We start from the raw sequence: 13,611 nt of genomic DNA, 5'->3' as shown, positions 1-13,611 counted from the left end.
GGCAAAGCTCGCTGCTCATTACCAGAAAAAAAAACGAACTGCCCGAGCACATAAGCCAAATTCCTGAACTTTTCCGCCGGGGTGACCGGCAAGAACGCCAGCCTTTTTAACAGCCCTTACTTTGCGCATAATTTAACTTGGACATAATTTAACTTGCGCATAATTTGACTTGCGCATACATTAACTTACACATACGTTTACTTGATTTTTTATCACATTACTTCGGCTGGCGTCCGGTGGCGGGCAATATAATGCGTACTCAGTCTGCCTGCATCAATGGCTCGGTGCCGGACGTGAGCGGCAGCCTACGCGTTCGCTGAACAGGTCATGCGCGACTGTGAAGATGGCAAAAATTCGGCAACTAAAAGCAAAAAACAAACCCAAAAAAGGAGCACGCCATCACACCGACCTTGAAGAGCATAGACACCACATTACTGCGAGTAGGCTATAAAGAGTGGAACCCATCCGGCAGCCGCACCGTGGTGCTGCTCCATGGCTGGCCCGACAGTATCCGCTGTTGGTCGGCTGTCGCCCCGGGACTGGCCCAGGCAGGCTGGCGGGTGCTGGTGCCTGCCTTGCGCGGTTTTCTGCCCACACGCTTTCTGAGTGACGACACGCCGCGCACCGGACAGCTCGCCGCACTGGGGTGCGATCTGCTGGAGTTCATCGACGCGCTCGGCCTGAAGCGGCCAGCACTGGTCGGACACGATTGGGGCGCACGCGCTGTAGCCATTGCCTGCGGCTTGCGCCCCGAGGTAGCCAGCCACCTGGTAATGATGTCGGTGGCTTATGGCACGAACGATCCCGCGCAGGCACTCAGCCTTCAGCAGGCGCGCAACTACTGGTACCACTGGTACATGGCGACACCCCGCGGCGAACGCACGGTGCGCGAAGACGGACGACATTTCGCCCGCATTATGTGGGACACCTGGTCGCCGCAAGGCTGGTACCAGACGGAAGAGTTTGAAGCCACGGCGCAGGCTTTCGAGAACGCCGACTGGGCCGACATCACCTTGCACTCGTACCGGCAGCGCTGGGGCCATGCGCCTGGCGACCCGCGCCATATACAGGACGAATGCCGACTTAATCCCGCGCCGGTACTGGAAGTGCCCACGCTGTTGCTGCACGGTGCGGCAGATGGTGCCAACCATCCGGACACCGGTCTGGGCAAAGAGGTTTTCTTTCGCGGCCCGTATGAACGCCTGTTGCTGGCAGGCGTGGGCCACTTCCCCCAGCGTGAGGCGCCAGCCGAAGTAGTGGCAGCACTGCTGCATTTTTTCGGAACGTCCGCTGCGGCGCCCGACTAGCGCTCAATTTAAAAGGTTTACTGGTTGAGTTTGAGAGGGTTTTCATCGCGTCTTCTGTGAACGGGCTATACTTTCGACACTTTCAAAATAGACTTCACCCACCAAGAGCTAAAAAATGACAATCTCAATGTACTCGACCGCTATTCCAGTATTTAAACAATTGCTGACTGGCCTCAGGGACGTTTTAGCAAAAGCTGAGTCCCACGCTACCGAAAAGAAGATTGATGCCAACGCATTTCTTCAAGCCCGCTTGTTCCCCGACATGTTCGCTTTAACGCGTCAAGTCCAGATCGCTGCCGACTTCGCAAAAAGCGTATCGTCACGTCTGGCAGGTATCGAGGTGCCAGCCTACGACGATAACGAGCAAACCTTTGCTGAACTGCAAACGCGTATTGAGAAAACTTTAGCGTTCATCAGCGAACTGGCGCCAGCACAGTTCGACGGTAGTGAAAATCTGGAAATCGTATTACGCCCAGGCACGCCGAAAGAAAAGAAATTAACCGGTCAGGTCTATTTGTTGCAATACGGTTTGCCACAATTCATGTTCCACGTGACCACCGCCTACAATATTTTGCGCCACAATGGCGTGGAAATCGGCAAGCGTGACTTTATGGGCGCGTATTAATAATTCGGTCCGTCGCGTTAAAGGCCTACGACAAAGGGCCGAGGACGAGGGACAGCCACATTCAGTCAAGCACTTTCTGACATGCTTCAATGGATTGCGCAAAACACGTCCGGTCTAAAATTAAGAAAAGCGACTGAAACAGTCGCTTTTTTTTACGCCCTTCAGCCCGCGTCCGCCCTTTTTCTGATGCCGATGTTGAGCCTTATGGTGAGCCTTATAGTGGCCTTACGGTGAGGCTGAAAAAAGCTATTCCACCCCAACAGCGGCAAGCAATTCAGTAAGATGCGTAATCTGCCCGTCAGGCGTGGCGGGGATTCTCTCGGATGGCTGCCCAAACCGGTTACACCATATAACCTGAAAACCAAATGCCTTAGCCGAATAGGCGTCCCAACCGTTCGAAGACACAAAACATATTTCGCTCGGCGCTACGCCAAGTTGATCCACCGCCAGTTGATATACGGACGGATGCGGTTTAAATACGCCAGCCTCATCCGCTGATAACACGGCGTCCAGTAAACTACCAATGCCTGCATTGGTGACGGCACTCGATAGCATCGCGGACGAGCCATTCGATAAAATAGCGGACCGAAGGCCGCTGGCTTTTAATGCCGACAGCGTACCTTTTACTTCGGGATACGCACGTAGATGCAAATAAAGATCCAGCAAGCGGGCACGTAAATCGGGGTCGCTCAGCTTAACGCTGTCTAGCGCAAAGTCGAGCGCATCGCCCGTCACTTCCCAGAAGTCCGCATGATGTCCCGTCAGACTGCGCAGCCAGGTGTACTGGAGCTGCTTGGTTCGCCAGACTTCCGCAAGCGGCAACCACATTTCACCTAAAATGTCCTGCACCTGCTCGGCCGCACTATTAACGTCAAACAGCGTACCGTATGCATCAAAAACACAGGCGCGTATATTTGCAAGTTTCACATTTGACATTGGTCAATCTCCAACAATAAGTATTAAAAAAGGGACACCCAAAAATCAGAAAGGCAAGATAGCTGCCTTGCAGGTAAATTAAAGTCTCCGTAGTGTATGCAAAAAGCTCTAATGAGACGAGTGTTGGCCGCGATTGGGCAACTTTGACCGACACTTTTTGCGTGTTGTAATCGGGTCGTCATATCTTAACTTTATATTTACCCTGATGGGTAAAACCCCAGCTTTCGTGGTGATTTCCGCCCTTCAATGGGCTTACCATAATTCTGGTACGCTAACGTCAGGCAATCCATGCAATGCGGGTCTGCTCATGCGTCGCACACCTAAGGGCATGCCACTATTTTCACTACATCCAATGCTACTAACGGTCAAATACCACCAAATATCATGTCAGACGCTATCCATTTTTATCAGCCATCGCAAGGCCATCGGCTGCCGCATGATCCTTTTAACGCGATCGTCGGCCCGCGCCCCATCGGCTGGATTTCAACGCAGGATGCGCTAGGCAGACTTAATCTGGCGCCTTATAGTTTCTTTAATGCATTCAACTACACACCGCCCATTATTGGTTTTTCTAGTATTGGAAGAAAAGACACGCTCAACAATATCGAAGCTTTGGGTGAGTTTGTCTGGAATCTGGCCACGCGACCGTTAGCCGAGGCGATGAACCAAAGTTCGGCACCGGTTGATGTTGACGTGAGTGAGTTCGGCCTGGCCGGCCTCACGCCTGCGGCCTCTACAATTGTCCGCCCACCCCGCGTGGGAGAAAGCCCTGTGGCGTTTGAATGCAAATTGACAGAGATCGTGCAACTGCGTGGTGTGTCGGGGGTAGCGGTCGACAGTTGGTTGGTACTGGGCGAGGTAGTCGGCATCCACATTCTGCAGAACTTGCTAGTGGACGGCGTCTATAACACTGCTGCAGCCGAACCGATACTACGAGGAGGCGGACCGAGCGACTATTTCCAGACGCTCCCGGAAAGCCTGTTCCGTATGAATCGCCCCAAGCGCTAACCGTTACCGTTATCCGCCACGCCAATTTTATAACTCTTCGGTGTTCACCTTCAGTGCTTGCACATGGCGTGATTGATCCCCGGTCGCATGAATAATTGCCAAAGATCGAACGATGCATTGCGCATGAAAGGATGACCCTGCTGAAGGGTTTCGACGATACGTGTATTATCACCAAATCCCTGTTTCAGGGTCACCGCTTAACGCAGACGCCCTTCGCACCATTGACCAGAGAGAGTAAATTTATGATCCAGTTCTATTACCATCCCTCGCCCAATCCACTCAAAGTGGCCCTTTTTCTTGAAGAGTGCGGCTTGCCGTATGAAGTTGTCGCGATCGATACGCGAAAAGGCGAGCAACATTTGCCGGCGTTTCTTAAAATTAATCCGAACGCCAAAACACCGGCTATTGTCGACGGCGACGCCACGGTATTTGATAGCAACGCAATCCTGCTATATCTCGCCGAAAAGTCCGGCCAATTTTTACCAGAAAACACCCCGGCAGCACGCGCCCAGATGCTCTCGTGGCTGATGTTTATCGCCAGCGGTATCGGCCCTTATTCCGGCCAGGCGGTCCACTTTAAACATTTCGCACCGGAACCTAAAGAATACGCGGTCAACCGCTATAGCTTTGAAGCCGAGCGCCATTACGCCATTTTGGATGCCCAACTCGCCAAGCACCGTTACATGCTTGGCGACACCTATACTCTCATCGATATGGCGGTATGGGGTTGGGCACGCGCGGTACCGTTCATCCTTGGGCCGGACGCATGGGAAAAGCTGCCGAATCTAAAACGTCTTTTAGATGAAATCAATGCCCGACCTGCAGCACAACGGGCCGAAACGTTGAAGAATCAATTCACATTTAAAGCCGAGATGGATGAAGACGCACGCAAACAAATGTTCCCTCAAAATGCCCGTTTGACGGCCTGATCACGTTCCGCTAAAACACTTCTATTTTTTTGGGAGGATGTATGACAGACCAAGCCAGGCCACCGTTACCACCATTTACCCCTGAGAGCGCGCGCCAAAAAGTACGCGCCGCGGAAGACGGCTGGAATTCTCGCGATCCTGAACGGGTTTCGCTAGCCTATACAACACAAAGCAAGTGGCGCAATCGGGCTGAATTTATTACCGGCAGAAAAGAGATAGTCGACCTCCTTACACGTAAATGGAATCGCGAGCTGGATTATCGTTTGATCAAAGAGCTATGGGCCTGTGCCGATAACCGGATCGCAGTACGGTTTGCCTATGAATGGCACGATGACGCCGGCAACTGGTTTCGCTCCTATGGCAACGAGAACTGGGAGTTTGATGCCCACGGTCTGATGGCGGTCCGGCACGCCAGTATTAACGATCTGCCGATTAAAGAAACGGATCGCTTATTCCACTGGCCACTGGGGCCTCGTCCGGACGACCACGCCGGGCTAAGCGATTTGGGACTTTGATAGCAAACCCCTCAGGTACGCCATTTTCACCAACAGGTTATTTCCAAATCGAAAGCGATAACCTGTTGCAGAAGCGCATGGGTGTTGAAACGTCGCACAGGGATTGCTATTAGTCGCTCCTACACTCAACGATCGATAGTTAAAATTTATTGAAAATATTTTAATAATTAATTTTACATATCGATCCACATTCTTTACACTTCAGCCTTATTGATTCACAACTCCTACAGGAAAACATAATGTCTCTCATCAATACACACGTTAAACCATTCAAAGCAAACGCATATCAAAATGGTAAGTTCATCGAATTGACTGAAGAGTCTTTCAAAGGTAAGTGGTCAATTGTCATGTTTTACCCAGCTGATTTCACTTTTGTGTGCCCAACCGAATTGGAAGATCTGGCCGATCACCACGCTGAATTCCAAAAAATGGGCGTCGAAGTCTACGGCGTATCGACTGACAGCCATTTCGCTCACAAAGCATGGCACGACACTTCAGAAGCCATCAAGAAAGTGCAATACGCACTGATCGGCGACCCAACTGCTACTTTGTCACGCAACTTTGAAGTACACATCGAAGAAGAAGGCATGGCACTGCGCGGTACGTTTGTTATCAATCCAGAAGGCCAGATCAAGGTCATGGAAGTACATGACAACGGTATCGGTCGCGACGCTTCAGAATTGATGCGCAAAGTTAAAGCAGCACAATACGTGGCAGCGCACCCAGGTGAAGTGTGCCCGGCAAAATGGACTGAAGGCGCAGCAACATTGATCCCTTCGCTCGATTTAGTTGGCAAAATCTAAGTATCACAATAAGAACGGCTTAAGAGTCATTTTAAGAGCGGTTTCTAAACTCGGCTCTAGTACGACCTTGAGCACAGTTCTATAGCAAGTCTGACGCCGGTCAGGAATTGTCCAGACCGGCTTCAACAATCATTAAATAGAAAGCACATCATGTTAGATGCAAATCTCAAAGCCCAGTTGAAAACCTATTTAGAAAAGGTCGTGCAGCCGATTGAGATCGTCGCGTCTCTCGATGATAGCGATAAGTCACGCGAATTGCAGGCTCTGCTCCAGGAAATTCTCCTGTTGAGCGACCGCATTACGCTGGTAGAACGCACTGACGATGAAGAGCGCAAGCCGTCGTTTAGCATCAACCGTCCCGGTACCGATATTGGCGTGCGCTTTGCCGGTATTCCGTTGGGCCATGAATTCACTTCGCTGGTATTGGCGTTGCTGCAAGTCGGCGGCCATCCTATCAAACTTGACGATGCAGTGATCGAACAGATCCGCAATCTCGATGGCGATTACACGTTTGAAACCTATATTTCTTTGTCATGCCAAAGCTGCCCGGAAGTTGTCCAGGCGCTCAACGTTATGTCTATTATCAATCCACGTATCCGTACGGTGGCGATTGACGGCGCGCTGTTTCAAACAGAGGTTGAGTCACGCCAGATCATGGCTGTGCCGACGATGTATCTAAATGGTGAAGTATTCGGTCAAGGCCGTTCCGGCGTTGAAGAAATTCTCGCCAAGCTTGACAGCGGTGCTGGTGCTCGTCAGGCAGAGCAACTTAATAACAAGGAAGTCTTCGACGTGCTGATCGTCGGCGGGGGACCTGCCGGCGCGGCGGCAGCGGTTTATGCAGCCCGTAAAGGTATCCGTACCGGTGTATTGGCCGAACGCTTTGGCGGTCAGGTGCTGGATACTCTCAGCATTGAAAATTTTGTCTCCGTGAAAGAAACCGACGGCCCGCATTTCGCGGTCGCACTTGAACAGCACGTAAAATCTTACGAAGTCGATATCATGAATCTGCAACGCGCAGAGAGCATGGTACCCGGCAAGCTGATCGAAATTAAAACCGCTAGCGGCGCGATCCTGAAAAGCAAAACCGTGATTCTGGCAACCGGTGCGCGCTGGAGAGAAATCAACGTCCCCGGCGAACAGCAATATCGTAACCACGGCGTCGCCTATTGCCCACATTGCGATGGTCCATTATTCAAGGGCAAGCGCGTAGCAGTTATCGGTGGCGGCAATTCCGGTGTCGAGGCAGCTATCGATCTGGCCGGTATCGTGGGTCACGTTACTTTGATCGAGTTCGGTGCAGAATTGCGTGCCGATGCGGTACTACAACGCAAGCTGCGGAGCTTGAACAATGTGACGATCCATGTGTCCGCACAGACCACAGAGATTCACGGCGACGGCAAAAAGGTCAATGGCCTGAGCTATACCGACCGCGTGTCCGGCGCAACTAAGCTCGTCGAGTTAGAAGGTGTGTTTGTTCAGATTGGCCTGGTGCCAAACACTGAATGGTTGAAAGGTACAGTCGCTCTGTCGCGTCATGGCGAAATTGAAATCGATGCCAAGGGCCAGACCTCTATTCCCGGCGTATTTGCTGCCGGCGACGTCACCACGGTACCGTTCAAGCAAATCGTTATCGCAGTCGGTGAAGGCGCCAAAGCTTCGTTAAGCGCGTTCGATCACCTGATCCGCAATTCGTTTGACGACGAAGAAGCGATTGCTGAAGTCGCGGTTGAGGCGGTCGCAGTCGCAGCGTAACGATTAGCGCGCCGCAGGCCTGCCTGCCCTCGGACCGAGGTAGATGCAAAAATTGCCGGATAACATCCGGCAATTTTTTTAATCTGGCCATTGCATGCACCAAAGGCGCTAAGTATCAAACGTTCTTACCTGGGGATTATCCCCTGCTCCCATGCTCCCTGAATAACCTACGCATTAACATTCACCACCAGTCGTCCCCGCACTTTTCCTGCAAGAATTTCCGGCGCTTTCACGAGTGCCTGCGCAAGCGAAATTTCCTGCGTGATAGTCGCCAACTTTTCCAAATCCAGATCCGTCGCTAAACGCTGCCATGCTGCGATTCGTCTGGCAATCGGTGCCATCACACTATCGATTCCAATGAGCCTGACCCCGCGCAGAATAAACGGTGCTACCGAAGCTGAAAAGTCCATGCCCTGGGCCAGACCGCAGGCCGTCACGGTGCCGCCATAACAGGTTTGCGCTACGGCATTTGCCAATGTATGCGAACCGACCGAATCAACGACGCCAATCCAGCGCTCTTTTTGCAGCGGCTTACCCGGTGCAGATAAGGCGGCCCGATCAATGACTTCTGTGGCACCGAGAGAACGTAAATAATCGGCCTCGTCCAGCTTGCCGGTTGAGGCGACGACACGATAACCCCAACCCGACAATATCGCTATCGCGATACTGCCGACGCCGCCTGAGGCGCCCGTGACCAAAATTTCACCGCTATTTTTATCGACGCCCTGCTCTTCCAGCGCAAGCGCGCTTAACATCGCCGTGTAACCGGCAGTCCCGATAGCCATCGCGGTGCGCGCCGATATGCCCGCCGGACGCTTGATCAGCCAGTCGCCTTTAAGTTTTGCTTGCTGTGCCAGACAGCCCATGTGCGTTTCGCCCACGCCCCAGCCGTTAAGGATGAAGGGATCTCCCGCTTTCCAGTCAGGGTGGGACGAGGCAATCACTTCGCCAGCGCCATCGATGCCCGGCACCATCGGCCAGGTGCGCACTACCGGCATCTTACCGGTGATGGCCAGACCGTCTTTGTAATTAATGGTTGAATACTCAATTCGTACCGTCACGTCCCCGTCGGCCGGTAAGTGCGACTGGTCAAGCTGGGTCATTTGCGCGTTAGTCGTGCCATCGTCGTTCTTGTTAAGCAATATTGCATTAAACATGCTGAAGCCTCTCTGGTTGCACGATACGGTTCATCGTAGCGTGGTTGTAATAGCCATCATTATTGTGGTTAAAGTTGCCGCTGAACAAAATATTTCAAGAAGTTCTCTGGTGCCTTCAGATGCAGCATATTAAATTAAACATAATATGCGCAATCGAAAACCATAACATGATTTTGACATTGATAAAAACCCCTCCGCCGCCATATAAAGTCAAATAACGATACATCGGAGGCGTCGCGTACTTGTGCAGAAGCAGGCGTTAACCCTCGGCATCTGCGCTAACCTTCAAGAAATCTGGCGCATAATATTAATTGAAACCGTTACTCTACTATTCGTCGCTGCTATAGGAGCAAATTACATGACACCGCAAGAATCTCAACCGCTGCAGGACTTTTTGAACCAGCTCATTCAGGTACGCGGGATTGCAAAAGACCCGCAAGCCGACGCGCTGATTAACAATGCTGTCGCACAACAACCGGACGCAGCCTATCTGCTGGTACAACGTGCGTTATTGATCGACCAGGCGCTCACCACGGCCAAGGCACAAATTGCTACGTTGCAGCGCCAGATACAGACTCTGCAAACGCAACCCTCGCCATCAACCGGCTTTCTGGATGCGAACGCGTGGGGGAACACAGCGGCCACGCCAGCTGCACCCTTAGCCTCTCGCCCGGCAGCACCGATGATGGCTGCTCCAGCGCAAGCCTATGCACCGCCCATGCAAAACGCCGCGTCGGCCCCATCGCCAGGATTTTTTGGCGGCGGCGCAGGGGGCATGTTAGGCACTGTAGCCGCGACGGCAGCGGGTGTCGCGGGCGGCGCTTTTTTATTCCAGGGAATAGAACATCTGATGCATCCAAATAGCGGGGCTGGCTTCATGAATCAGGCAGGTATGTCCCCCTCAGCAGCGCCGGTGGAGAACAGTACTGTCAATAATTATTATGGCGATAGCGACAAGGAGGAAGCCTCGGATAACACTGCTGATGATAGCACCGACGATACCGCCTCTAACGATAGCGGCGGTGATGACTCGTCGCTTATTTAAGCGCTAACGTAACGAAATAAAAAATATCTCTAGCGGCACCGGGAGCAACAAAGCCCGGTCCGTGCTTATTCGCGATCACAATGGCAGCAGAGGTTTTTCAGCTACAACGGGGTAAGACATTTCCCTTATCGGCGACTTTTCTTTTACCAGCAACGCGTAAAACTGAATTTTATTGCGACCGCTTTGCTTGGCCTGATATATAGCCACGTCGGCCCGATCAACCAGCGTAACAGCAAGTACAAACTCATCCCCGCCCAGCCGTGCCAAGGTGTCGCTCTCACGCACTGTACAAAAACGTCAAGCACAAATAATCTTCACTATCGTTACCGCATGACTCACAGAAAACAATGACGCAAATACCAGTGGGGGAGCATATCCACGATCTTGCGGCCAAGTTGAAGGTCTTGTAATGCTACCCGCGCCTGCGCGTGTTGCAGAAGCATTAAAAGCTCTGCGTGTGACTTTCTGTATATGCTAATTTTTTTAACGTTCTGCGATGCCATCCATTGTTCTTTGATGCAAAAGTCTTCCCGCAGATTGATGATAAAAGCACTAAAGCCAGATTCAAACTCGCTGTCTTCACATGATCGTAGTGCCATCAGCTCCGCCAACAGTGCGGGTTGAAGATGTTCAGCTTCCCTGATGTGAGGTACTGCTTTTAATTGACGTTGCATATTTTCCTTTACCGCTCTCGGGACGCCCCGACTTCGCGTGTATTCAAATATTCGCCTGCATTGCGTCTTGCAGTCAGGCTGGGCAAGTGGGCAATTGTTATCGCGCCGCATCGCGCCATAGTTGTAGCGATGCCGTTTTAGCGATACTACGGTTACCTGTAACGCAACAACAATTGCCACCTGCGCTGATGCGAGCGCTATAGTTACCGTTTGCCTGGAGCCTTATTACGACATGTGTTGTCCGCCATTAATGGCAATGTTGGCTCCGGTGAGAAACGCAGCCTCCTCAGATGCAAGATATGCCACCAGGCCAGCGACTTCTTCTGGCTTACCAAGGCGGCCCATAGGAATTTGTGGAATAATTTTGCTATCGAGCACATCCTGAGCGATGGCCATCACCATCTTGGTACCAATGTAACCAGGTGAAATGGTGTTAACAGTCACGCCTTTGCGCGCCACTTCTAACGCCAACGCCTTGGTAAAACCATGCATGCCCGCCTTTGCAGCCGCGTAGTTGGTTTGCCCAAATGCACCTTTTTGACCATTCACCGAAGAGATATTCACGATCCGTCCCCAACCGCGCTCCACCATGCCGTCACAAACCGGTTTAGTCATATTGAACACCGAGTCAAGATTGGTGCGCATCACGGCATCCCAGTTAGTTTTATCCATTTTCTTGAAAGTCATATCGCGCGTAATGCCCGCATTGTTGACCAACACATCTACTGGGCCGAGCTCTTTTTGTACCTGTTTAATGCAGGCGCTGGCGGATTCATAATCTGCGACGTCGCACGGGTATGCATGGAAGCTCAAACCCAACTCGCGCATTGATCCCAGCCATTTTACCGAAATGGTGTTGCCCGGCGAGTAGGTCGTGACGACCTGGTAGCCCAATGCAGCCAGTTTGATGCACACTGCTTCGCCCAAACCGCCCATGCCACCTGTCACTAATGCAATGCGTTTCATTATCTATCTCCGTTAGTTTGACACTTCGTAAGTGTCGTTTTTTATGACAATTATGGTTATCTGCTGCTCTTCACGTGCGTACAGCCCGTTAGGTAACATCATTTAGCTCTCCGGTGAATGCAGATTTAACGACACCTGATACGCGAACTTAGAAAGCCACGAGCAGGAATCGATTCCACGCTCATAAGTATCCGCAATGAATGACAAACGTGCCATCGGGGATTGATGTTTTATATATAGGGGATTGCCTGACGTGGCCGACCGTGTTTGTCCTGCAGGCGCAGGTATTTTTGGCTGTCAGAGATAGGAAGGAGCGCTCGTGCAGTAAGGTGGCAATGGTCTGATTGCTCAAGCCGGACGATGATGGCGTTTAAGTCAGATCAACAGGCCGTTTTCAAGTGCATACCGTACCAATGCCGTGTTGCTGCTCATGCCCATTTTTCCTAGAATGTGAGTACGGTGTGTCGTCACTGTCTTGGGACTCAGGTGAAGTTTTTTTGCGATGTTGACCAGACTCTCGCCCAGCGCCAGCAATTTCAAAACCTCCAGTTCACGGTCTGACAGCGCTTCATGCGGGATTACCCTATCGCTACCAATCATGTTCGCAAGTTGCTCTACCAGTTTCGGACTAAGGTATTTTCCTCCTGAGGCGGCCTTGCGTATTGCTTCAATCATGGTGGTGGCAAAGTTGCTCTTGGTCAGGTAACCCGCTGCACCGAGTTTCAGCGCTCTTACCGCATACACTTCTTCGGAATACATGGAGAGAATCAAGACCGCGAGGCTTGGCCTTTCAACCCGCAAGCGCTTTAATAAATCCAGGCCACTGTGACCGGCTAACGCTATGTCAAGCAACGCCACGTCAAACTCCTGCTTGCGCACCAGCCTGGAAGCTTGCTCGGCCGTTTCTGCCTCGCCAGTGACTACTATATCGGTTGCCCCGCTTAACATTAACCGCACGCCATTACGCACCACGGCATGATCATCAACCAATAAAACTTTAATTTTTTTGTTCAACATTTTCTTGCTCCAGCGCCAGACGTAAGAGCACTGCTGTACTCATACTCAACGTTCCACTTACCTTCAATCGCGAATTTTTGTGATGGCGCAAATATCTTATCGAACACGCCGCCAGCGCGCAACATGGTGGCTGTATAACCCACGACTTCCACGCACCGCGGAGCGACAGCATCGACAGCTTCACGCGCCGTACCACGAGTGGAAAGCGGCATCATGATATGAAACCCGCGCGGTTCAGCGCTTTTTTCAGGAAATGAAAAAGAGTGGTGGCAGATTGCAATCCCGTGTCTTCTGCGTGTTGAACCGCAGCATTCTGATACAGCAATGATGCTGCATTGAATATGAAGACGCCCTCAATGCTGCGCATGGGTTCAATATGTTCGAGAACGCGGTAATTTTTTTTTACACCGGCAGGCATGTGCTTGACGGGCAAGCTTCCATCGATTGTTATGCTACCCGTATCAAAATGTATGCGCGCTTCAAATGGTGGTCGCTCAATGAAGGGATGACGCTCCCGAAGGGGTTGCGTAAAAACATGGGATTGTTCGGGCGCTACCGCCCTGTTCATCACAAATAACTGATTCACAACGCGCAGTGCCTTAACAGCGTCTGACGTGCCGGGTTCAACCACGGCTATCCTCAATTGCGCGTGGCGCTCGAAATTATGTCGCTCAACGCCGCGTTCTTGTTGACAGACCACCAAAAAAAGCAAAGTGGAAGTAAAAATCCCAAAAACTAAAACGAAACGCGCCGATAACGTTAATGAAATAGGTAGCCGGCGAAACATTTAATACCACTCGTAAAGGCCTGAAAATCTGATCATAAACTATCTAAATAATTATGTATTAAATAAATAGTTCACCCAAGGCAACAA

Annotated in this window: 16 protein-coding genes; 8 read left to right on the top strand and 8 right to left on the bottom strand. The window is 51.5% G+C overall.

Annotation, left to right across the window (positions count from 1 at the left end; genetic code table 11):
- The first annotated feature begins 410 nt into the window (after nt 1-410).
- Both HAV38_RS09715 and HAV38_RS09710 read left to right on the top strand, forming a co-directional pair.
- On the top strand, nt 411-1,307 hold the full coding sequence (locus tag HAV38_RS09715; RefSeq protein WP_168054872.1) for an alpha/beta fold hydrolase: 897 nt from the start codon (nt 411-413) through the stop codon (nt 1,305-1,307).
- 115 nt (nt 1,308-1,422) lie between these two features.
- Nucleotides 1,423-1,932, top strand: a complete 510-nt coding sequence (locus tag HAV38_RS09710) for a DUF1993 domain-containing protein (RefSeq protein WP_168054870.1) — start codon at nt 1,423-1,425, stop codon at nt 1,930-1,932.
- A 246-nt stretch (nt 1,933-2,178) separates the two neighbouring features.
- On the opposite strand, the gene HAV38_RS09705 is transcribed toward HAV38_RS09710, so the two are convergent.
- Nucleotides 2,179-2,868 (bottom strand): haloacid dehalogenase type II, encoded by a 690-nt coding sequence (locus tag HAV38_RS09705; RefSeq protein WP_168054868.1) that lies wholly within the window; start codon nt 2,866-2,868, stop codon nt 2,179-2,181.
- 384 nt (nt 2,869-3,252) lie between these two features.
- Here HAV38_RS09705 and HAV38_RS09700 point away from each other — a divergent pair, with 384 nt between their 5' ends.
- The 5 genes from HAV38_RS09700 (at nt 3,253) to ahpF (ending at nt 7,878) form a co-directional block, all read left to right on the top strand.
- Nucleotides 3,253-3,876 carry a flavin reductase family protein gene (locus HAV38_RS09700; RefSeq protein WP_168054866.1) on the top strand — a complete coding sequence of 208 codons (624 nt, stop codon included), beginning with the start codon at nt 3,253-3,255 and terminating at the stop codon, nt 3,874-3,876.
- 242 nt (nt 3,877-4,118) lie between these two features.
- Entirely contained in the window at nt 4,119-4,805 is a 687-nt protein-coding gene (locus tag HAV38_RS09695; RefSeq protein WP_168055529.1) for a glutathione S-transferase family protein, read from the top strand.
- A gap of 41 nt (nt 4,806-4,846) precedes the next feature.
- Nucleotides 4,847-5,320 carry a nuclear transport factor 2 family protein gene (locus tag HAV38_RS09690; protein ID WP_168054864.1) on the top strand — a complete coding sequence of 158 codons (474 nt, stop codon included), beginning with the start codon at nt 4,847-4,849 and terminating at the stop codon, nt 5,318-5,320.
- A gap of 239 nt (nt 5,321-5,559) precedes the next feature.
- A complete protein-coding gene (ahpC, locus tag HAV38_RS09685; RefSeq protein ID WP_168054862.1) occupies nt 5,560-6,123 on the top strand; it encodes an alkyl hydroperoxide reductase subunit C in 564 nt (187 codons plus the stop codon).
- Between the two features lie 150 nt (nt 6,124-6,273).
- Nucleotides 6,274-7,878, top strand: coding sequence for an alkyl hydroperoxide reductase subunit F (gene ahpF, locus HAV38_RS09680; RefSeq protein WP_168054860.1), 1,605 nt, complete (start codon nt 6,274-6,276; stop codon nt 7,876-7,878).
- A gap of 167 nt (nt 7,879-8,045) precedes the next feature.
- Here ahpF and acuI read toward each other — a convergent pair whose 3' ends face one another.
- Nucleotides 8,046-9,035 carry an acrylyl-CoA reductase (NADPH) gene (acuI, locus tag HAV38_RS09675; RefSeq protein WP_168054858.1) on the bottom strand — a complete coding sequence of 330 codons (990 nt, stop codon included), beginning with the start codon at nt 9,033-9,035 and terminating at the stop codon, nt 8,046-8,048.
- A 358-nt stretch (nt 9,036-9,393) separates the two neighbouring features.
- On the opposite strand from acuI, the gene HAV38_RS09670 reads away from it, so the two are divergent.
- Entirely contained in the window at nt 9,394-10,080 is a 687-nt protein-coding gene (locus tag HAV38_RS09670) for a DUF2076 domain-containing protein (protein ID WP_168054856.1), read from the top strand.
- 75 nt (nt 10,081-10,155) lie between these two features.
- Here HAV38_RS09670 and HAV38_RS09665 read toward each other — a convergent pair whose 3' ends face one another.
- The 6 genes from HAV38_RS09665 to HAV38_RS09640 form a co-directional block, all read right to left on the bottom strand.
- Entirely contained in the window at nt 10,156-10,347 is a 192-nt protein-coding gene (locus HAV38_RS09665) for a hypothetical protein (RefSeq protein WP_209216698.1), read from the bottom strand.
- Nucleotides 10,348-10,415: 68 nt separating this feature from the next.
- Nucleotides 10,416-10,754, bottom strand: coding sequence for a hemerythrin domain-containing protein (locus HAV38_RS09660; RefSeq protein ID WP_168054852.1), 339 nt, complete (start codon nt 10,752-10,754; stop codon nt 10,416-10,418).
- Between the two features lie 225 nt (nt 10,755-10,979).
- Nucleotides 10,980-11,720 (bottom strand): acetoacetyl-CoA reductase, encoded by a 741-nt coding sequence (gene phbB / locus HAV38_RS09655; protein WP_168054850.1) that lies wholly within the window; start codon nt 11,718-11,720, stop codon nt 10,980-10,982.
- A 375-nt stretch (nt 11,721-12,095) separates the two neighbouring features.
- Nucleotides 12,096-12,737: a response regulator gene (locus HAV38_RS09650; protein WP_168054848.1), complete on the bottom strand. Its 642-nt coding sequence runs from the start codon at nt 12,735-12,737 to the stop codon at nt 12,096-12,098.
- Nucleotides 12,731-12,952 (bottom strand): hypothetical protein, encoded by a 222-nt coding sequence (locus HAV38_RS09645; RefSeq protein ID WP_168054846.1) that lies wholly within the window; start codon nt 12,950-12,952, stop codon nt 12,731-12,733. Before HAV38_RS09645 ends, HAV38_RS09650 begins: the two co-directional genes overlap by 7 nt.
- Nucleotides 12,949-13,524: a CHASE domain-containing protein gene (locus HAV38_RS09640; protein ID WP_168054844.1), complete on the bottom strand. Its 576-nt coding sequence runs from the start codon at nt 13,522-13,524 to the stop codon at nt 12,949-12,951. Before HAV38_RS09640 ends, HAV38_RS09645 begins: the two co-directional genes overlap by 4 nt.
- Nucleotides 13,525-13,611 lie beyond the last annotated feature (87 nt).

Source organism: Glaciimonas immobilis, from assembly GCF_011947285.1.
Classification (GTDB): domain Bacteria; phylum Pseudomonadota; class Gammaproteobacteria; order Burkholderiales; family Burkholderiaceae_D; genus Glaciimonas; species Glaciimonas immobilis.
This window is presented reverse-complemented; position numbering and strand designations above follow the sequence as displayed.

Excerpts from the sequence above, each read along its gene's own strand:
- HAV38_RS09650 (WP_168054848.1), bottom strand. The coding sequence starts at position 12,737 with ATGTTGAACAAAAAAATTAAAGTTTTATTGGTTGATGATCATGCCGTG.
- HAV38_RS09670 (WP_168054856.1), top strand. The coding sequence starts at position 9,394 with ATGACACCGCAAGAATCTCAACCGCTGCAGGACTTTTTGAACCAGCTC.
- ahpF (WP_168054860.1), top strand. The coding sequence starts at position 6,274 with ATGTTAGATGCAAATCTCAAAGCCCAGTTGAAAACCTATTTAGAAAAG.
- HAV38_RS09695 (WP_168055529.1), top strand. The coding sequence starts at position 4,119 with ATGATCCAGTTCTATTACCATCCCTCGCCCAATCCACTCAAAGTGGCC.
- HAV38_RS09640 (WP_168054844.1), bottom strand. The coding sequence starts at position 13,524 with ATGTTTCGCCGGCTACCTATTTCATTAACGTTATCGGCGCGTTTCGTT.
- HAV38_RS09700 (WP_168054866.1), top strand. The coding sequence starts at position 3,253 with ATGTCAGACGCTATCCATTTTTATCAGCCATCGCAAGGCCATCGGCTG.
- HAV38_RS09690 (WP_168054864.1), top strand. The coding sequence starts at position 4,847 with ATGACAGACCAAGCCAGGCCACCGTTACCACCATTTACCCCTGAGAGC.
- HAV38_RS09645 (WP_168054846.1), bottom strand. The coding sequence starts at position 12,952 with ATGATGCCGCTTTCCACTCGTGGTACGGCGCGTGAAGCTGTCGATGCT.
- acuI (WP_168054858.1), bottom strand. The coding sequence starts at position 9,035 with ATGTTTAATGCAATATTGCTTAACAAGAACGACGATGGCACGACTAAC.
- HAV38_RS09660 (WP_168054852.1), bottom strand. The coding sequence starts at position 10,754 with ATGCAACGTCAATTAAAAGCAGTACCTCACATCAGGGAAGCTGAACAT.
- phbB (WP_168054850.1), bottom strand. The coding sequence starts at position 11,720 with ATGAAACGCATTGCATTAGTGACAGGTGGCATGGGCGGTTTGGGCGAA.
- HAV38_RS09710 (WP_168054870.1), top strand. The coding sequence starts at position 1,423 with ATGACAATCTCAATGTACTCGACCGCTATTCCAGTATTTAAACAATTG.
- ahpC (WP_168054862.1), top strand. The coding sequence starts at position 5,560 with ATGTCTCTCATCAATACACACGTTAAACCATTCAAAGCAAACGCATAT.
- HAV38_RS09705 (WP_168054868.1), bottom strand. The coding sequence starts at position 2,868 with ATGTCAAATGTGAAACTTGCAAATATACGCGCCTGTGTTTTTGATGCA.